25 protein-coding genes are annotated in these 15,167 nt (G+C 57.5%); 1 reads left to right on the forward strand and 24 read right to left on the reverse strand.

What is annotated here, in order from left to right; genetic code table 11:
• Positions 1 to 29: 29 nt before the first annotated feature.
• The 8 genes from ACS5RD_RS22785 to rplO form a co-directional block, all read right to left on the reverse strand.
• On the reverse strand, positions 30 to 641 hold the full coding sequence (locus tag ACS5RD_RS22785) for an autoinducer binding domain-containing protein (protein WP_489929268.1): 612 nt from the start codon (positions 639 to 641) through the stop codon (positions 30 to 32).
• 245 nt (positions 642 to 886) lie between these two features.
• Positions 887 to 1,306 carry a 50S ribosomal protein L17 gene (gene rplQ / locus ACS5RD_RS22790; RefSeq protein WP_054006343.1) on the reverse strand — a complete coding sequence of 140 codons (420 nt, stop codon included), beginning with the start codon at positions 1,304 to 1,306 and terminating at the stop codon, positions 887 to 889.
• A gap of 138 nt (positions 1,307 to 1,444) precedes the next feature.
• Positions 1,445 to 2,461 carry a DNA-directed RNA polymerase subunit alpha gene (locus ACS5RD_RS22795; RefSeq protein WP_426033281.1) on the reverse strand — a complete coding sequence of 339 codons (1,017 nt, stop codon included), beginning with the start codon at positions 2,459 to 2,461 and terminating at the stop codon, positions 1,445 to 1,447.
• A 114-nt stretch (positions 2,462 to 2,575) separates the two neighbouring features.
• The gene (gene rpsK / locus ACS5RD_RS22800; protein WP_054006341.1) at positions 2,576 to 2,971 is read right to left on the reverse strand and encodes a 30S ribosomal protein S11; all 396 of its coding nucleotides are present in this window, start codon (positions 2,969 to 2,971) and stop codon (positions 2,576 to 2,578) included.
• Positions 2,972 to 2,986: 15 nt separating this feature from the next.
• Positions 2,987 to 3,355, reverse strand: a complete 369-nt coding sequence (rpsM, locus tag ACS5RD_RS22805) for a 30S ribosomal protein S13 (RefSeq protein WP_054006340.1) — start codon at positions 3,353 to 3,355, stop codon at positions 2,987 to 2,989.
• 184 nt (positions 3,356 to 3,539) lie between these two features.
• Positions 3,540 to 4,190 (reverse strand): adenylate kinase, encoded by a 651-nt coding sequence (locus tag ACS5RD_RS22810; protein ID WP_489929269.1) that lies wholly within the window; start codon positions 4,188 to 4,190, stop codon positions 3,540 to 3,542.
• A 63-nt stretch (positions 4,191 to 4,253) separates the two neighbouring features.
• A complete protein-coding gene (gene secY, locus ACS5RD_RS22815) occupies positions 4,254 to 5,615 on the reverse strand; it encodes a preprotein translocase subunit SecY (RefSeq protein ID WP_489929270.1) in 1,362 nt (453 codons plus the stop codon).
• Between the two features lie 116 nt (positions 5,616 to 5,731).
• Positions 5,732 to 6,226 (reverse strand): 50S ribosomal protein L15, encoded by a 495-nt coding sequence (gene rplO / locus ACS5RD_RS22820; protein ID WP_489929271.1) that lies wholly within the window; start codon positions 6,224 to 6,226, stop codon positions 5,732 to 5,734.
• A gap of 529 nt (positions 6,227 to 6,755) precedes the next feature.
• Here rplO and ACS5RD_RS22825 point away from each other — a divergent pair.
• On the forward strand, positions 6,756 to 7,259 hold the full coding sequence (locus ACS5RD_RS22825) for a hypothetical protein (protein WP_489929272.1): 504 nt from the start codon (positions 6,756 to 6,758) through the stop codon (positions 7,257 to 7,259).
• Positions 7,260 to 7,377: 118 nt separating this feature from the next.
• Here the strand turns inward: ACS5RD_RS22825 and rpmD are convergent, their stop codons facing one another.
• The 16 genes from rpmD to rplB all read right to left on the reverse strand — a co-directional run bounded on the left by rpmD (position 7,378) and on the right by rplB (position 15,125).
• Positions 7,378 to 7,566 carry a 50S ribosomal protein L30 gene (gene rpmD / locus ACS5RD_RS22830; protein ID WP_299480910.1) on the reverse strand — a complete coding sequence of 63 codons (189 nt, stop codon included), beginning with the start codon at positions 7,564 to 7,566 and terminating at the stop codon, positions 7,378 to 7,380.
• Between the two features lie 14 nt (positions 7,567 to 7,580).
• Positions 7,581 to 8,159, reverse strand: a complete 579-nt coding sequence (gene rpsE, locus ACS5RD_RS22835; RefSeq protein ID WP_054006334.1) for a 30S ribosomal protein S5 — start codon at positions 8,157 to 8,159, stop codon at positions 7,581 to 7,583.
• An 11-nt stretch (positions 8,160 to 8,170) separates the two neighbouring features.
• Positions 8,171 to 8,530 carry a 50S ribosomal protein L18 gene (gene rplR / locus ACS5RD_RS22840; RefSeq protein ID WP_054006333.1) on the reverse strand — a complete coding sequence of 120 codons (360 nt, stop codon included), beginning with the start codon at positions 8,528 to 8,530 and terminating at the stop codon, positions 8,171 to 8,173.
• Positions 8,531 to 8,541: 11 nt separating this feature from the next.
• Positions 8,542 to 9,075 (reverse strand): 50S ribosomal protein L6, encoded by a 534-nt coding sequence (gene rplF, locus ACS5RD_RS22845; RefSeq protein ID WP_054006332.1) that lies wholly within the window; start codon positions 9,073 to 9,075, stop codon positions 8,542 to 8,544.
• A 10-nt stretch (positions 9,076 to 9,085) separates the two neighbouring features.
• Positions 9,086 to 9,484, reverse strand: coding sequence for a 30S ribosomal protein S8 (rpsH, locus tag ACS5RD_RS22850; protein ID WP_304927946.1), 399 nt, complete (start codon positions 9,482 to 9,484; stop codon positions 9,086 to 9,088).
• 12 nt (positions 9,485 to 9,496) lie between these two features.
• Positions 9,497 to 9,802 (reverse strand): 30S ribosomal protein S14, encoded by a 306-nt coding sequence (gene rpsN, locus ACS5RD_RS22855; protein WP_284326654.1) that lies wholly within the window; start codon positions 9,800 to 9,802, stop codon positions 9,497 to 9,499.
• Positions 9,803 to 9,821: 19 nt separating this feature from the next.
• The gene (gene rplE, locus ACS5RD_RS22860) at positions 9,822 to 10,382 is read right to left on the reverse strand and encodes a 50S ribosomal protein L5 (protein ID WP_054006328.1); all 561 of its coding nucleotides are present in this window, start codon (positions 10,380 to 10,382) and stop codon (positions 9,822 to 9,824) included.
• The gene (gene rplX / locus ACS5RD_RS22865) at positions 10,382 to 10,687 is read right to left on the reverse strand and encodes a 50S ribosomal protein L24 (RefSeq protein WP_489929273.1); all 306 of its coding nucleotides are present in this window, start codon (positions 10,685 to 10,687) and stop codon (positions 10,382 to 10,384) included. The genes rplE and rplX overlap by 1 nt, the downstream gene beginning before the upstream one ends.
• Complete coding sequence (rplN, locus tag ACS5RD_RS22870; protein ID WP_013066055.1) at positions 10,687 to 11,055, reverse strand: 50S ribosomal protein L14; 369 nt, start codon at positions 11,053 to 11,055, stop codon at positions 10,687 to 10,689. Before rplN ends, rplX begins: the two co-directional genes overlap by 1 nt.
• A 69-nt stretch (positions 11,056 to 11,124) precedes the next feature.
• Complete coding sequence (gene rpsQ, locus ACS5RD_RS22875) at positions 11,125 to 11,358, reverse strand: 30S ribosomal protein S17 (RefSeq protein WP_054006326.1); 234 nt, start codon at positions 11,356 to 11,358, stop codon at positions 11,125 to 11,127.
• Between the two features lie 12 nt (positions 11,359 to 11,370).
• Positions 11,371 to 11,574, reverse strand: a complete 204-nt coding sequence (gene rpmC / locus ACS5RD_RS22880) for a 50S ribosomal protein L29 (protein WP_054006325.1) — start codon at positions 11,572 to 11,574, stop codon at positions 11,371 to 11,373.
• Between the two features lie 906 nt (positions 11,575 to 12,480).
• Positions 12,481 to 12,894: a 50S ribosomal protein L16 gene (gene rplP, locus ACS5RD_RS22885; RefSeq protein ID WP_054006322.1), complete on the reverse strand. Its 414-nt coding sequence runs from the start codon at positions 12,892 to 12,894 to the stop codon at positions 12,481 to 12,483.
• A gap of 12 nt (positions 12,895 to 12,906) precedes the next feature.
• A complete protein-coding gene (gene rpsC, locus ACS5RD_RS22890; protein WP_054006321.1) occupies positions 12,907 to 13,623 on the reverse strand; it encodes a 30S ribosomal protein S3 in 717 nt (238 codons plus the stop codon).
• Complete coding sequence (gene rplV / locus ACS5RD_RS22895; RefSeq protein ID WP_054006320.1) at positions 13,623 to 14,003, reverse strand: 50S ribosomal protein L22; 381 nt, start codon at positions 14,001 to 14,003, stop codon at positions 13,623 to 13,625. Before rplV ends, rpsC begins: the two co-directional genes overlap by 1 nt.
• A gap of 3 nt (positions 14,004 to 14,006) precedes the next feature.
• The gene (rpsS, locus tag ACS5RD_RS22900; RefSeq protein WP_054006319.1) at positions 14,007 to 14,285 is read right to left on the reverse strand and encodes a 30S ribosomal protein S19; all 279 of its coding nucleotides are present in this window, start codon (positions 14,283 to 14,285) and stop codon (positions 14,007 to 14,009) included.
• A 3-nt stretch (positions 14,286 to 14,288) separates the two neighbouring features.
• Positions 14,289 to 15,125, reverse strand: coding sequence for a 50S ribosomal protein L2 (gene rplB, locus ACS5RD_RS22905; RefSeq protein WP_054006318.1), 837 nt, complete (start codon positions 15,123 to 15,125; stop codon positions 14,289 to 14,291).
• Between the last annotated feature and the right edge of the window lie 42 nt (positions 15,126 to 15,167).

Genomic DNA, 15,167 nt, shown 5'->3' on the forward strand with positions numbered 1-15,167 from the left:
TGGCAGTCGGAACATCGCGGAGGGGGTTTTCAGATCAGCCGATAATCCTTTGCGCGTTGAATGGCTTCGGCTGTGGTGCGCGCCATCAAACGCACGCGCGCCGATGTGACACGCGCTTTGATCGCACTTTCTGAAATACCCAGTTTCGCCGCAGCAGCAGTAAACCGGTCCCCCCCAGCGATACAGCGTAGAGCCTCGATCTGAGCTTTGGTCAGCTCTTCAGGTGGCTCTGTCACGTCATGCAGCCGGTGCACAATGGTGGCGATGGCTGCAATTTCATGGTCCTCAAACTCCCGGTCAGGCCGGGCGAATGAGGCGATGGATCGGGATTTGACCGGGCCACAAGCAACTGTGGCGCCATAGTTCAGGCCGTATTTTGCGGCTTCTTTGAACAGGCCAAACGGGTCTGGCAGGGCAGAGTCGCTCCAACGGATGGTGCCTGTGGCACTGAAGCCCCAAGCTACCATTGGATCGCGCAGGACGAAGCCTTTTTCGGTGTAGTAGTCGAGCCAGCGCTGATCATAGGTTTGGTAGGTGACCAGAGGTGCTGTGAAACGGATATGCAACCCGACGAAGTAACCGGCGGGAGACATAAGCGAAAGTTGGTGTAACTCGACATCTATACCTAGCTTTACTGACATGTTTTGACGATCTCTCGATTCATTTACAACTTTAGGCAGTTCGGCGGGTGGCTACTATACTCGTATCGGCAACAGGCTATTTCCAATTCACCATCAATCAGCAGAACGGATGCGAAGGAAAGCAATGTTTGAAAATTGGTCTTCGCTATCATGGTTAACGCAGCGTCAACCGTGGTATGGCGCTTGACAGATATGAAAAAACCCGCCGATTGGGGCGGGTTTTTCTAAAGCGATTTGCGGCGGGCTTACGCCTCGAACGCGTCCTCGGCGGCGGTGCGGGCGTGGTCGGCTGCACCTTTCGCGTTCGGGTCACGGTCGACAAATTCGATGATCGCCATCGGCGCCATGTCGCCATAGCGGAAGCCGGCTTTCAGCACGCGGACGTAACCGCCCTGACGGTCCTGATAACGCGGGCCGAGGATTTCGAACAGGCGCGCGGTGTGGATGTCTTGCTTCAGCTGCGAGTGCGCTTGCCGGCGGGCATGCAGATCGCCGCGCTTGGCAAGGGTGATCAACTTTTCGATGATCGGGCGCAGTTCTTTGGCTTTCGGCAGGGTGGTTTTGATCTGCTCGTGCTCGATCAAGGAACCGGCCATGTTGGCGAACATCGCTTTGCGGTGTTCGTGGGTGCGGTTTAGTTTGCGGTAACCATTGGCGTGACGCATCGGAATCTCCTATTCGCGTGTTTTACTTTGTCCGGCAGGGCCTACGTGCGGTCCCGCTCACCTTGGGGCGTTGTTGCCCATGTTTTCCCCGGCAGTCCGGGCATTTGTAGTTGGGCGAGGTTGCCCTCGCCCATGTTCTTAGAACTGGTCTTCGAAACGCTTGGCCAGATCTTCGATGTTTTCCGGCGGCCAGTCTTCGACTTCCATGCCCAGATGCAGACCCATGCCCGACAGCACTTCCTTGATTTCGTTCAAGGACTTGCGGCCGAAGTTCGGGGTGCGCAGCATTTCTGCTTCGGTTTTCTGGATCAGATCGCCGATATAGACGATGTTGTCGTTCTTCAGGCAGTTTGCCGAACGCACCGACAATTCCAACTCGTCTACCTTCTTCAGCAGCAGCGGGTTGAATTCAAGCCCAGCATCTTCGACGCCTTTGCCCGCAGCTTCCGGCTCGTCGAAGTTGACGAACACGGCGAGCTGGTCTTGCAGAATGCGCGCAGCGTAGGCCACAGCGTCTTCCGGGGTCAGCGAGCCATCGGTTTCGATTTTCATCGTCAGTTTGTCGTAGTCCAGCACCTGACCTTCGCGGGTCGGAGTGACTTCGTAGGACACTTTTTTCACCGGCGAATAGATCGCGTCAATCGGGATCAGGCCGATTGGCGCATCTTCAGGGCGGTTCTTGTCAGCAGCGACATAGCCTTTGCCGGTGTTCACGGTCAGTTCCATGAACACATCAGCGCCGTCATCGAGGTGGCAGATGACATGGTCTTTGTTCAAGACTTCGATGCCGTTGGTTTCCGAGATGTCGCCAGCGGTGACAACGCCCGGACCTTTGGCAGAGATCGACAGCCGTTTCGGGCCTTCGACTTCCATCTTCAGCGAAACGCCTTTCAGGTTCAGCACGATGTCGGTGACATCTTCGCGCACGCCAGCCACGCTGGAGAACTCGTGCAGAACGTTGTCGATCTGCACCGAGGTGATCGCGCCGCCTTGCAGCGACGACATCAGCACGCGGCGCAGCGCGTTGCCAAGGGTCAAGCCGAAGCCGCGCTCCAGCGGTTCAGCGAACACGGTGGCGGTGCGTTGTGCATCGGCCCCCGGCTTCACGACGAGCTGCGTCGGTTTAATCAGTTCAAGCCAATTTTTGTGGATCATGTGACCGCCTCCATACTTGTCTTCTGCTCATGTCCTAAGCAGAGGACGCCCGAGGTTCAGAAATGCAGAAATCGGGCCGTGCAGACATCGCACGACCCGACCAATAGTGATGCCTTAGACGCGACGGCGCTTCGGCGGACGGCAGCCGTTGTGTGCCAGCGGCGTCACGTCACGGATCGAGGTGACGTTCAGGCCAACTGCGGCCAGAGCGCGCAGTGCGGACTCACGGCCCGAACCCGGACCTTGCACTTCGACTTCAACCGTCTTCATGCCATGCTCTTGCGCTTTGCGGCCTGCATCTTCTGCTGCCATTTGCGCCGCGTAAGGCGTTGATTTCCGCGAGCCTTTGAAGCCCATGGTGCCCGAGGACGACCAGGAAATCGCGTTGCCCTGAACGTCAGAGATCAGGATTTTGGTGTTGTTGAACGAAGAGTTCACATGAACCACGCCGGCGGCGATGTTCTTGCGTTCTTTTTTCTTCGTGCGGGATGCTTTGGTATCGCGTGCCATATCTAAACGCCCCTCTTATTTCTTCTTGCCAGCAATGGCCTTAGCGGGGCCTTTGCGGGTGCGAGCGTTGGTGTGGGTGCGCTGACCGCGGACCGGCAGGCCCTTACGATGACGCAGGCCACGATAGCAGCCGAGATCCATCAGACGCTTGATGTTCATCGAGGTTTCGCGGCGCAGATCGCCTTCAACCGTGACGTTTGCGTCGATGTATTCGCGAATCTGCAGCACTTCGGCATCCGAAAGCTGGTTGACGCGACGGGCGCGGTCGATGCCAACAGATGCACAGATTTGCTCTGCGATATGCGGGCCAACGCCGGTGATATAGGTGAGCGCGATCGGAACCCGTTTCGCGGTCGGGATGTTAACGCCAGCAATACGTGCCAAACGTGTATTCCTTCATGGTTGCGGTTCCGTAGTGCCAGAACCTTTTTTCACAACACCGCCTTGGGCCGAAACCGGAGGGCGATTCGAATCCTTATCAAATAAGGAATCCCGCAAGCGATTCCGCTGCGGGACGCCGTGCTTTATGGGCTTTTGACCATATCGTCAAGGGCTGCAGGCAAGTTAGTTACGCTTTGTCAAGAACTTTGGCGATAGCGCCCGCAACCGCGTCCATTTCCGCCAAGCCATCCACCGCCGACAGCTGCCCCTTGGCGTAATAATAGCCGATCAGTGGCGAGGTATCGCGGTAATAGGCCAGCATCCGGGTGCGCAGCGCATCTTCGGTGTCATCGGCGCGGCGCTTCATATCGTGGCTGCCGCAGACGTCACAGATGCCCGCCAGCTTGGTCGGGTGGTTGGTGTCGTGGTAGACAGCACCACAGTTGCCACAGGTGTAGCGGCCGACGATACGGGCCTTCAGCGCCTCATCATCGACCTTAATCTCGATCACCGCATCCAGCGTCTCACCAACGCGTGCCATCAGCTCGCCCAAGGCATCGGCTTGTTTCAGCGTGCGGGGAAAGCCGTCAAAAATATAGCCGCCCGGCGCATGGGTTTGCAGCTTTTCCTCAATCAGTCCGATCACGATATCATCGGTGACAAGGTGGCCCTTGTCCATCACCTCGGCAACCAGACGGCCCATCTCGGTGCCAGAGGTCTTGGCCTCGCGCAGCATATCGCCCGTGGACAGCTGCACCATGGCGCGCTCATCCACCAAGCGCTTGGCTTGGGTGCCTTTACCAGCGCCGGGTGGCCCGAGGAGGATGATATTTGCCATGGGTCGCCTTTCTGTCAAAGAAAAGGCCCGGCGGGGTGCGCCGGGCCTGAAGTCATAGCCCGATCACCGCCGCGCGGGCGGACGGTTGGCCGTGCTGCGCTTTTTGCCGCGCAGTTGCGATTTCTCAATCAGGCCTTCGTATTGATGCGCCAGTAGATGCGACTGGATCTGGTTGATCGTATCCATCGTCACCGACACCACGATCAGCACCGAGGTGCCGCCGAAGTAGAACGGGATCGAGAACTGGCTGATCAAGATTTCCGGCAGCAAGCAGACGAGTGCCAAGTAAGCCGCGCCCAACACCAAGATGCGGTTGACGACGTAATCGAGATATTCCTCGGTTTTCTTGCCGGGGCGGATGCCGGGGATAAAGCCGTTCTGGTTCTTCAGGTTGTCGGCCACTTCATCGGTTTTGAACGCCACGTTCGCGGTGTAGAAATACGCGAAGAACACGATCATCGAAACGAAGAACAGCAGGTAGAGCGGCTGACCATGGCCGAAATACGCCAAGATCGTCGACATGATCGGACCGGTATTGGCACCCGAAAAGGTTGCTATCGTGGTCGGCAGCAGCAGCAAGGACGAGGCAAAGATCGCCGGAATCACGCCTGCCGGGTTGACCTTGATCGGCAAATGGCTTGAGCCGCCATCATAGACCTTCATGCCGACTTGGCGGCGGGGGTATTGGATATGGATCTTGCGCAAGGCGCGTTCCATGAACACCACAAAGGCGATCACGCCGACGACCATCACCAACACACCCAGGATCACTGGGGTCGAGATCACGCCCGCGCGGCCTTGGCTGAAGAACTGTGCCAAAGCGTGCGGAATCTCAGCGACGATGCCGGTGAAGATGATCAGCGAAGTGCCGTTGCCGATGCCGCGGGCGGTGATCTGCTCACCCAGCCACATCAGGAACATCGTGCCCGCGACCAGAGTGATCACGCAGGAGACCACGAAATACATGCCAGGCGTATGGGCGAGCCCACCTGCCTCAATAGACTTAGCGATGCCGAAGCCTTGCAGGATCGCCAGACAGACTGTGCCGTAGCGCGTCCACTGGTTCATCTTCTTGCGGCCCGCGTCGCCTTCTTTCTTCATCTGCTCCAGCGCCGGAATCATCGACGCCAAAAGCTGGATGATGATCGAGGCCGAGATATAGGGCATGATCCCCAAGGCAAAGACACCCATCCGCTTGATGGCTCCACCGGTGAACATCGACAGCATACCGCCGATGCCCTGCCCCGCGTTATCCATGAAATGGCGCAGCTGCGTGCCGTCAATGCCCGGAACCGGCACATAGGTGCCCAAGCGGTAGACCATCAACAGGCCAATGGTGAAGAAAATCCGGCTACGGAGATCCGTCGCCTTGCCAAGCGTACCCCAGCTGAGGTTCGCGGCCATCTGTTCGGCAGCTGAAGCCATGCCCAGTTCTTTCTGCGTAAGCCCGATATGGGAAGCGCCGCCAAACCGTTTCCGGTCGGCGGCGCGGGAAACATAAGCCGATGTAAGCGGTCTAGCAACCGCTCACAAGGCGTTAGTTATGCTTTGCGGACCGCTTTGGTGAAAGCTGCCAAGACAGGTGCCACGGTCAGGGTGCCGCCAGCGGCTGCAACGGCTTCAACAGCGGCTGCAGATGCGCCCGTCACGTTCAGTTTGACCGCCGAAGTGATTGATCCCTTGTTCAGGATACGGATGCCGTCACGCTTGTGACCGGTGAGGCCCGCGTCCACCAGCATATCCTCGGTGATCTCAACTTTCGCGTCGAGTTTGCCCAGACCGATGAATTTCTCGATCAGGCCGAGGTTGATCACGGCAAAGCGATCTTGGTTCGGCTTGTTGAAGCCGCGCTTCGGCAGACGGCGATACAGTGGCATCTGGCCGCCTTCGTAGCCGCCAATAGCGACGCCCGAACGCGATTTCTGACCCTTGATACCACGGCCAGCGGTTTTACCCGAGCCCGAACCCGGACCACGCGCCACGCGCTTTTGCTTTTTGGTTGCACCGGGATTGTCGTGCAGTTCATTCAATTTCATGTCGCATACTCCTATGCCGGAAAGCCCTTGCCTGCGACGGGCAAGAGCAACGCGGCTGTTTGTGATTCTTATGCCGATAGGTGAGGCATCGGGCGCGTATAGAGGGGATGGGGGTGGGGATCAAGTGGTGGCTTACAATCCGAGCCGTAAGCCTACAGACTTAGTGGCAATGCACTTTGCCCGTTGATTTCTGCATATGACAACATTGCCCTGGAGGTGAACTTTTGCGGCAACCACCACCATGTTCGACCTGCTGGTGTCCAGAGGACGCGATCATGAGGGTTTGTGCTGTTGCCGCAACGCCGACAGATGGCAGAAACAAGAATCCCATGATAGAAAGAACTCGCATCGAACACCTACGTTAACAAAGATTAATAGAACGTTAATAATCGTTAACACGGATGCGGTCGCAAAGATAGAACGTCAGGTTTTTGCCTACATGCGAAAGCGATGCCCTCGGACCACCTACCCAACTAGACTCCCCCCACAAATCCTGCGTATCTGCGGGCTGTTTTGCTCGGGGGCTGTCATGGCGGTGGATACCAATTATCGGGCGGGGATTAAGCTGCTGTTCAAGAATGAATGGGGCAGCTTGGTCGCGAGTTTTGCGCGGTTTGAATATGCGCTGAAGCTGGCGGGGTATTTGAAGTATGAAAAGCCCGGCACCTCGGCGGAGGCCGGTTGGGCCGGGTTTGCGGGCGATCTGGGCGATGGGTTTCTGGCGCATTGCCGGGCGTTGCCAGAGGTTCAGGTGCTGTTCAACGCGCCGCCTCGGCTGTTGAAGGTCGATATGGATCGGGCGGTGTCTTGGAAAAAGGCGCGGGCGGTGAATTCGGTTTCGGATTTCTTTTTGGTGGTTCAGGACGTGCGCGGCAGTTTGTTCCACGGCGATGCAAAGGTGCATGGCGAGCGCGACGGTGAGCGGATTGAGGCGGCTCAGGTGGTGTTGGATGAGGCTTGGGGTTGGGCCTTGCAGGACAAGACCAACGCGCGGCTGGTGCAGTTTTGTGAGGCGTTTCGGTTTACGCAGTAGGGCGATTATGCATGGTGCGTAAAATCACGCACCCTACGGATGCAAAATGCAAAACGCCCCGACCTTACGGCGGGGCGTTTCTGGTAGGGTGCGTGATGTCACGCACCGTTTCCTTGACTTAACCGCGCTCTTCGATGATCGTCACAAGATGCGAGATCTTGTTGACCATGCCACGGATGGAAGGCGTGTCTTCCAGCTCGCGGGTGCGGTTCATTTTGTTCAGGCCAAGACCTTTCAGGGTCGCGGTCTGTTTGGCCGGGCGGCGGGCAGCCGAAGCCACCTGCTTAACCACGATGGTCTTTTTCACAGCATCGGTCATGTTCAAGCCTCCACAACTTCAGCGGCGGGCTTGTTCAGGATCTCTGCCACTTTCTTGCCACGGCGTGCCGCGACTTGACGAGGAGAGGTTTCCGACTTCAGCCCGTCGATGGTGGCGCGGATCATGTTGTAGGGGTTCTGCGAGCCGATGGACTTTGCCACCACATCTTGCAGGCCCAACATTTCGAACACAGCGCGCATCGGACCACCGGCGATGATGCCAGTACCGGCAACAGCCGTCCGCATCACCACTTTACCGGCGCCATGACGGCCTTCCATGTCGTGGTGCAGGGTGCGGGCGTCTTTCAGCGGCACGCGAATAAGCTGGCGCTTTGCCTGCTCGGTCGCCTTGCGGATCGCTTCCGGAACTTCCTTAGCCTTGCCCTTGCCGAAGCCGACACGGCCTTTTTGATCGCCTACCACCACCAGCGCTGCAAAGCCAAAGCGTTTGCCGCCCTTAACGGTTTTCGACACCCGGTTGATCGCGACCAAGCGGTCAGCGAATTCCGGGGTTTCTTCCGGCCGGTTATCGCGGCGATCATTGCCACCACGATTGTCCCGACGGTTATCACGTTCTGCCATTTTTCAACTCCTCAGAACTGCAATCCACCTTCACGGGCAGCCTCGGCCAAAGCCTTGATCTTACCGTGAAAGAGGAAACCGCCGCGGTCGAAGTAGCACACTTCAACACCGGCCTTTTTGGCCCGCTCGGCGATTGCCGAACCGATTTTCGTCGCTGCTTCGACGTTGTTCTTGCCGACCACACCGAATTCCTTCTCCAAAGTGGAGGCGGAGGCGATGGTGACGCCCTTCACATCGTCGATCAGCTGCACGCTGATGTTTTTGTTCGAGCGGTGAACGGACAGGCGCAGGCGCCCATGCGAAGTCGCTTTGATTTTGTTCCGAACGCGCTGACGGCGCTTCAGGAACAGGTCTCTCTTGGTGTTTGCCATGATTGTGTCCCTTACTTCTTCTTGCCTTCTTTGCGGAACACGAACTCGCCCTTATAGCGGATGCCTTTGCCCTTGTAGGGCTCGGGCTTGCGCCATTCGCGGATGTTCGCAGCGACCTGACCAACGAGCTGTTGGTCAATGCCTTCCACAATGATTTCAGTGTTCTTCGGCGAGGTCACGGTGACCCCGGCTGGAACGGCGAAGTTGACTTCATGGCTGTAGCCGAGCGACAGTTTCAGGATGTTGCCAGCCATCGCAGCGCGGTAACCCACGCCTTGAATTTCCAGCTCTTTCTTGAAACCAGCGGTGACGCCAGTGACGAGGTTTTCAACCATCGACCGCGCCATGCCCCACTGCTGACGCGCACGCTTCGAAGTGCCACGCGGGGTCACTTTGATGCTGCCTTCGTCGATCGTGAGCGTCACGTCGTCGGTTGCGGTGAAGCTGCGGGTGCCTTTCGGACCTTTCACTTCGATGGTTTGACCTGACACGGACGCCGAAACGCCCTTGATCAGTTCTACGGGTTTTTTGCCGATACGAGACATGCCACCCTCCTCAGAACACGGTGCAAAGCACTTCGCCGCCAACATTGGCTGCGCGCGCATTTGCATCTGACATCACGCCTTTCGGCGTGGACACGATGGAGATCCCGAGACCGTTACGCACGGTCGGAATTTCCTTAACGGACATATATACCCGACGGCCGGGCTTGGACACGCGTTTGACTTCGCGGATCACAGGCACGCCTTCAAAGTATTTCAGGCTGATTACCAGCTCGCCTTGACCGTTATCGGTCTTGGCGCGCTCGAAACCGCGGATGTAACCTTCGCTTACGAGCACGTCCAGAACCCAAGCGCGCAGTTTCGAGGCAGGGGTCGACACGGTCGATTTGCCACGCATTTGCGCGTTACGGATACGGGTAAGCATGTCGCCGATAGGATCGTTCATCATCATTTGGCGACCTCCTTACCAGCTCGACTTGACCATGCCGGGGATCTGGCCGAACGAGGCGAGATCACGCAGCATGATGCGCGAGAGTTTGAGCTTGCGATAATACGCATGCGGACGGCCGGTCAGTTGGCAACGATTGTGCAAACGGACAGCCGACGAGTTGCGGGGCAGCTCGGCCAGTTTGATGGTCGCTTTGAAGCGCTCATCCACCGGTTTCGCTTGGTCGTTGATCACCGCTTTCAGTGCTGCGCGCTTGGAAGCATGTTGCTTCACCAGCTTCTCGCGCTTCACTTCGCGGTTCACCATGGATTTTTTTGCCATTGTCAGGTTCCTCGCGCGATCAAGAAGTGAAGGGCATGTTGAATTGCTTCAACAGTGCCTTCGCTTCCGCATCGGTCTTAGCGGTGGTGCAGATGATGATGTCCATGCCGAGCACTTCATCGACTTTGTCGAATTCGATTTCGGGGAACACCAGTTGCTCTTTGAGGCCCATGGCGTAGTTGCCACGGCCATCGAACGAAGTCGGCTTCACGCCGCGGAAGTCGCGGACGCGCGGCAGAGCAATGGTGATCAGACGGTCGAAGAATTCGTACATCCGGTCGCCGCGCAGGGTCACTTTGCAGCCAAGCGGCATTTCTTCACGCACGCGGAAACCAGCAATGCTGTTCTTCGCGTGGGTGATCACTGCCTTTTGACCGGCGATGAGAGTCATCTCTTCGGCGGCTTTCTTGACCTTTTTGGTGTCCTTGACGGCTTCACCAACGCCCATGTTCAGAACGATCTTGTCCAGACGGGGCAGTTGCATCGCGTTCTTGTAGCCGAATTCTTCCATAAGCGCCGCGCAGATGCGGTTCTTATAGTCAGCCTTCAGACGCGGGGTGTAGGTGGCTTGGTCGAGCATCAGATCGCCTCCCCGGTGGTTTTAGCGAAGCGCACTTTCTTGTCGCCTTCCATACGGAAGCCAACGCGGGTTGCTTTGCCTTTGCTGTCCAGCAATGCGAGGTTCGACAGATCAATCGGCATCGGCTTTGCGATGCGACCGCCTTGCGAGGTCTGGCTTTGCTTGGTGTGACGGATCGCCATGTTGGCGCCCTCAACCAAGGCTTTGTTGGCGGTCGGGTTCACGGACGAAATCTCGCCCTTTGCGCCCTTGTCCTTGCCGGTCAAGATGACGACGGTGTCGCCCTTTTTAAGCTTCGCAGCCATCAGAGCACCTCCGGAGCCAGCGAGATGATTTTCATGAAGTTCTTCGCGCGGAGTTCACGCACCACTGGCCCGAAGATACGCGTGCCGACGGGTTCACCCTGGTTGTTCAGGATGACAGCAGCGTTGCGGTCAAAACGGATTGCGGTGCCGTCTTCACGGCGAACTTCTTTGGCGGTGCGAACAACAACGGCTTTACGCACGTCGCCCTTTTTCACACGGCCTTTCGGAATGGCTTCCTTGACCGACACCACGATGATGTCGCCCACGGATGCATAGCGGCGATGCGAGCCGCCCAGAACCTTGATGCACTGAACCCGGCGAGCGCCGGAGTTATCAGCAACATCCAGATTGGTCTGCATCTGGATCATTTGGTTTCTCCCGACCTTTGGGCATCATTGCCCAGGGTTTCGTATTCAGAAAAAGACGAAAGCCGTTGCTTATGCAGCAACGACCACCGTCCAGCGTTTGGTCTTCGAGATCGGTGCGCATTCTTCAATGCGGACAGAATCCCCGGTCTTGTAGGTGTTGTTCTCGTCGTGCGCGCGATATTTCTTCGACTTACGAATGGTCTTGTGAAACAGCGGGTGCTTGAAGCGGCGTTCCACCAGAACGGTGATGGTTTGCTCGTTCTTGTCCGAGGTGACGACGCCTTGCAGGATACGTTTCGGCATGGTGTCTACTCCTCAGTTCGCAGCCGCTTGCGCGGCTTTCTGGTTCAGCACGGTCATGATGCGTGCCACTTCGCGGCGAACAGCGCGCATACGCGAGGTGTTTTCCAGCTGGTTGGTCGCAGCTTGGAAGCGCAGGTTGAACGCTTCTTTCTTGAGGGCCACAAGGCTTTCACGCAGCTGCTCGGGCGATTTGCCCAATAGTTCCTTGGCGGTCATGCGCCTGTTCCTTTTTCAATCACCAGAGCGCCCCTACCTTGCGGCAAGGTCACGCTGAACCCGGTGGATCAATGTAAAACCACCGATTCCGAGTCGCCTCGGAGCCGTGGATGGCTGCGTATAGGGGATGAGGGGGGATAGGGCAAGGGGTTATCTGTTTGCGACAAACGATCCCCTACCAATCAGACCACGGATAAGGAGAGCAACGGCCACGCCTCCCAAAACAAACCAGATCGTGTTTCTCGCCAGCACCAGCCACCCATAGGGCGTCAAGATACCGTCGACCTCCTGGACGTAAATCCCACCCCCGATTTGCGAAGATATATCGGGATTAACCGACTCCATCCAGCCATACAGTCTACCAATCGCGATTCCGACCAAAGCGATTGAAGCTGCGATTGTGCTGCCCCACCCGATCGCGCCCAGCCAAGATATTGGCCGCAGCATTATTCGCCATAGGATTGGAGCGGCGACACACCAACACGCAAGGAAAGCGATTGGAAGTCCAATAATCGCAGCCGGTAGCAGGATCGTGGGTTCGAACAAGGCCGGCCAAACGACCGAGAACCACCCAAGCACTGCGGACGCATTGACCGCCAACGCCCACTGTCTTCTTGAGTATGCTCTTTGCGCATCCATCTGGCGTTTCAACCTCCCGCAAACTTTGGCTTTGACGTTGAACAAGGGCAGCATCCGAGTCAACCGCCCGTGCCCGTATGTCAGCATCTGATAAGGCCCCTGCCCTGCTGATTGGTTGCCCCAAAATGAAAAACCCCCGCTGTTTCCAGCGGGGGTTTTATTCTGAACCGGGTGACGGCCCGCGCGTTTCCGAGGAAACGCGCTACACCGCACTGGTTTTGCTCAAGGGCAAAACCTCACCGGTTTTTGCGCCTTGGCGCAAAAACCTTACCAGTCTTCGCGTGCCACGACGCGGGTCGTGACCGGAAGTTTCATTGCGCCGAGGCGCAGGGCTTCACGGGCGATGATCTCGGACACGCCGTCGATCTCGAACATGATGCGGCCCGGTTTGACCTTGGCTGCCCAATAGTCGGTCGAGCCTTTGCCTTTACCCATCCGCACTTCGGTGGGCTTGGACGAGACTGGAACATCCGGGAAAATCCGGATCCAGACGCGGCCTTGGCGTTTCATGTGGCGGGTGATCGCGCGGCGGGCCGCTTCGATCTGACGGGCCGTCACACGTTCTGGCTCGGTGGCTTTCAGCGCAAAGGAGCCGAAGTTCAGCAAAAAGCCGCCCTTCGCTTCGCCGTGGATACGGCCTTTGTGCTGCTTGCGGAACTTAGTCCGTTTTGGTTGCAACATCTGTCTTCTCCCTTACGCGCGTTCGCGGTCGCGGCGAGGCGAACGCGGTGCTGCACCTTCTTGCGCTTCGGCAAGACGGCGATCATGGGCTTGCGGATCATGCTCAAGGATTTCGCCTTTGAAGATCCAGACCTTCACCCCGATGATGCCATAGGCAGTCGTGGCTTCGGACAGAGCATAGTCGATGTCAGCGCGCAGGGTGTGCAACGGCACACGGCCTTCACGATACCATTCGGTCCGCGCGATTTCGGCACCGCCAAGACGGCCACCGACGTTCACACGGATGCCGAGGGCACCCATACGCATCGCGTTCTGCACGCCACGCTTCATGGCGCGACGGAAAGACACCCGGCGTTCCATTTGCTGTGCGATCGACTCGGCGACGAGTTGCGCGTCAACTTCTGGCTTGCGCACTTCGACGATGTTCAAGTGAACATCCGACTTGGTGAACGCTGCCAGTTTCTTGCGCAGAGTTTCGATATCGGCGCCTTTTTTGCCGATGATCACGCCCGGACGTGCAGTGTGAATGGTCACACGGCACTTTTTGTGCGGACGCTCGATGATCACGCGGCTGATGCCAGCTTGCTTGCACTCTTCATGCACAAACGCGCGCATTTTGAGATCTTCCAGCAGCAGGTTGCCGTAGTCTTTCGATTCAGCGAACCAGCGGCTGTCCCAGGTGCGGTTGACCTGAAGACGCATGCCGATCGGATTGACCTTCTGACCCATTATGCAGACTCCCCGACTTGACGCACAATGATCGTCAGCTCGCTGAACGGTTTCATGATTTTGCCGAAACGGCCACGCGCACGCGGGCGGCCACGTTTCATCACCAGGTTTTTGCCAACCCAGGATTCAGCCACGATCAGGCTGTCCACGTCGAGGTTGTGGTTGTTTTCCGCGTTGGCAATCGCCGACTGCAGGCACTTCTTCACGTCACCAGCGATGCGGCGCTTCGAGAAGGTCAAATCGGCCAAAGCCTTTTCAACTTTCTTACCGCGGATCAGGCCAGCGACGAGATTCAGTTTTTGCGGCGAGGTACGCAGCATACGGCTGATTGCCATCGCTTCGTTTTCCGCCACGCGACGGGGGTTCTTTTCCGTGCTCATGGCTTATTTCCTCTTGGCTTTTTTGTCGGCCGAGTGGCCGTAATAGGTCCGGGTCGGCGAATATTCACCAAACTTCTGACCAATCATCTCTTCGGTCACATTCACCGGGATGTGCTTTTTGCCGTTATAGACAGCAAAGGTCAGCCCAACGAATTGCGGCAGAATAGTAGAGCGACGCGACCAGATCTTGATCACTTCGTTCTTGCCCGAGGCTTTCGCAGTTTCTGCCTTTTTCAAGACATAACCGTCGACGAACGGGCCCTTCCAAATAGAACGTGCCATTTATCAGCGCCCTTTCTTCGCGTTACGCGACCGGACGATCAATTTGTCCGAAGCCTTGGCCTTACGGGTCTTGTTACCCTTGGTGCCTTTGCCCCATGGCGTCACCGGATGGCGGCCGCCCGAGGTCCGACCTTCACCACCACCATGCGGGTGGTCGATCGGGTTCATTGCAACACCGCGCACGGTCGGGCGAACGCCCTTGTGACGCATACGGCCTGCTTTACCGAAGTTCTGGTTCGAGTTGTCGGGGTTGGACACAGCACCGATGGTGGCCATGCATTCCTGACGCACCAGACGCAGTTCGCCCGAAGACAAACGGATCTGCGCGTAACCACCGTCACGACCCACGAACTGAGCGTAGGTGCCAGCAGCGCGTGCCAACTGGCCGCCTTTGCCCGCTTTAAGCTCGACGTTGTGGATGATCGTACCGATTGGCATCCCCGAGAACGGCATCGCATTGCCCGGCTTCACGTCGGTCTTAGCGCCAGCGATAACGCTGTCCCCAATGGCCAAACGCTGTGGTGCCAGGATGTACGAAAGTTCGCCATCCGCGTAACGGATCAGAGCGATAAAGGCGGTACGGTTCGGATCGTATTCGATCCGCTCAACGACCGCTGCAATATCGAATTTTGTGCGCCTGAAATCGACCACGCGGTAGAGACGCTTGGCGCCCCCGCCCTTGTGCCACATCGTGATACGTCCGGTGTTGTTCCGGCCACCTGTCTTGGTCAAACCCTCAGTAAGGGCTTTGACCGGGCGGCCTTTCCACAATTCCGAACGGTCGATCAGAACCAACCCGCGTTGGCCAGGCGTCGTCGGCTTATACGACTTAAGTGCCATGCTTTCTGTCTTCCGTCAGCTGTTGAGTCTTAGATGTAGACC

The sequence above is a fragment of the Cypionkella sp. PAMC25878 genome (assembly GCF_058135695.1).

What these genes read in the sequence shown, in the direction of transcription:
- ACS5RD_RS22785 (WP_489929268.1), bottom strand. Translation starts at nt 641, where the DNA reads ATGTCAGTAAAGCTAGGTATAGATGTCGAGTTACACCAACTTTCGCTT.
- rplQ (WP_054006343.1), bottom strand. Translation starts at nt 1,306, where the DNA reads ATGCGTCACGCCAATGGTTACCGCAAACTAAACCGCACCCACGAACAC.
- ACS5RD_RS22795 (WP_426033281.1), bottom strand. Translation starts at nt 2,461, where the DNA reads ATGATCCACAAAAATTGGCTTGAACTGATTAAACCGACGCAGCTCGTC.
- rpsK (WP_054006341.1), bottom strand. Translation starts at nt 2,971, where the DNA reads ATGGCACGCGATACCAAAGCATCCCGCACGAAGAAAAAAGAACGCAAG.
- ACS5RD_RS22810 (WP_489929269.1), bottom strand. Translation starts at nt 4,190, where the DNA reads ATGGCAAATATCATCCTCCTCGGGCCACCCGGCGCTGGTAAAGGCACC.
- secY (WP_489929270.1), bottom strand. Translation starts at nt 5,615, where the DNA reads ATGGCTTCAGCTGCCGAACAGATGGCCGCGAACCTCAGCTGGGGTACG.
- rplO (WP_489929271.1), bottom strand. Translation starts at nt 6,226, where the DNA reads ATGAAATTGAATGAACTGCACGACAATCCCGGTGCAACCAAAAAGCAA.
- ACS5RD_RS22825 (WP_489929272.1), top strand. Translation starts at nt 6,756, where the DNA reads ATGGCGGTGGATACCAATTATCGGGCGGGGATTAAGCTGCTGTTCAAG.
- rpsE (WP_054006334.1), bottom strand. Translation starts at nt 8,159, where the DNA reads ATGGCAGAACGTGATAACCGTCGGGACAATCGTGGTGGCAATGATCGC.
- rplR (WP_054006333.1), bottom strand. Translation starts at nt 8,530, where the DNA reads ATGGCAAACACCAAGAGAGACCTGTTCCTGAAGCGCCGTCAGCGCGTT.
- rplF (WP_054006332.1), bottom strand. Translation starts at nt 9,075, where the DNA reads ATGTCTCGTATCGGCAAAAAACCCGTAGAACTGATCAAGGGCGTTTCG.
- rpsH (WP_304927946.1), bottom strand. Translation starts at nt 9,484, where the DNA reads ATGATGATGAACGATCCTATCGGCGACATGCTTACCCGTATCCGTAAC.
- rpsN (WP_284326654.1), bottom strand. Translation starts at nt 9,802, where the DNA reads ATGGCAAAAAAATCCATGGTGAACCGCGAAGTGAAGCGCGAGAAGCTG.
- rplE (WP_054006328.1), bottom strand. Translation starts at nt 10,382, where the DNA reads ATGCTCGACCAAGCCACCTACACCCCGCGTCTGAAGGCTGACTATAAG.
- rplX (WP_489929273.1), bottom strand. Translation starts at nt 10,687, where the DNA reads ATGGCTGCGAAGCTTAAAAAGGGCGACACCGTCGTCATCTTGACCGGC.
- rplN (WP_013066055.1), bottom strand. Translation starts at nt 11,055, where the DNA reads ATGATCCAGATGCAGACCAATCTGGATGTTGCTGATAACTCCGGCGCT.
- rpsQ (WP_054006326.1), bottom strand. Translation starts at nt 11,358, where the DNA reads ATGCCGAAACGTATCCTGCAAGGCGTCGTCACCTCGGACAAGAACGAG.
- rpmC (WP_054006325.1), bottom strand. Translation starts at nt 11,574, where the DNA reads ATGACCGCCAAGGAACTATTGGGCAAATCGCCCGAGCAGCTGCGTGAA.
- rplP (WP_054006322.1), bottom strand. Translation starts at nt 12,894, where the DNA reads ATGTTGCAACCAAAACGGACTAAGTTCCGCAAGCAGCACAAAGGCCGT.
- rpsC (WP_054006321.1), bottom strand. Translation starts at nt 13,623, where the DNA reads ATGGGTCAGAAGGTCAATCCGATCGGCATGCGTCTTCAGGTCAACCGC.
- rplV (WP_054006320.1), bottom strand. Translation starts at nt 14,003, where the DNA reads ATGAGCACGGAAAAGAACCCCCGTCGCGTGGCGGAAAACGAAGCGATG.
- rpsS (WP_054006319.1), bottom strand. Translation starts at nt 14,285, where the DNA reads ATGGCACGTTCTATTTGGAAGGGCCCGTTCGTCGACGGTTATGTCTTG.
- rplB (WP_054006318.1), bottom strand. Translation starts at nt 15,125, where the DNA reads ATGGCACTTAAGTCGTATAAGCCGACGACGCCTGGCCAACGCGGGTTG.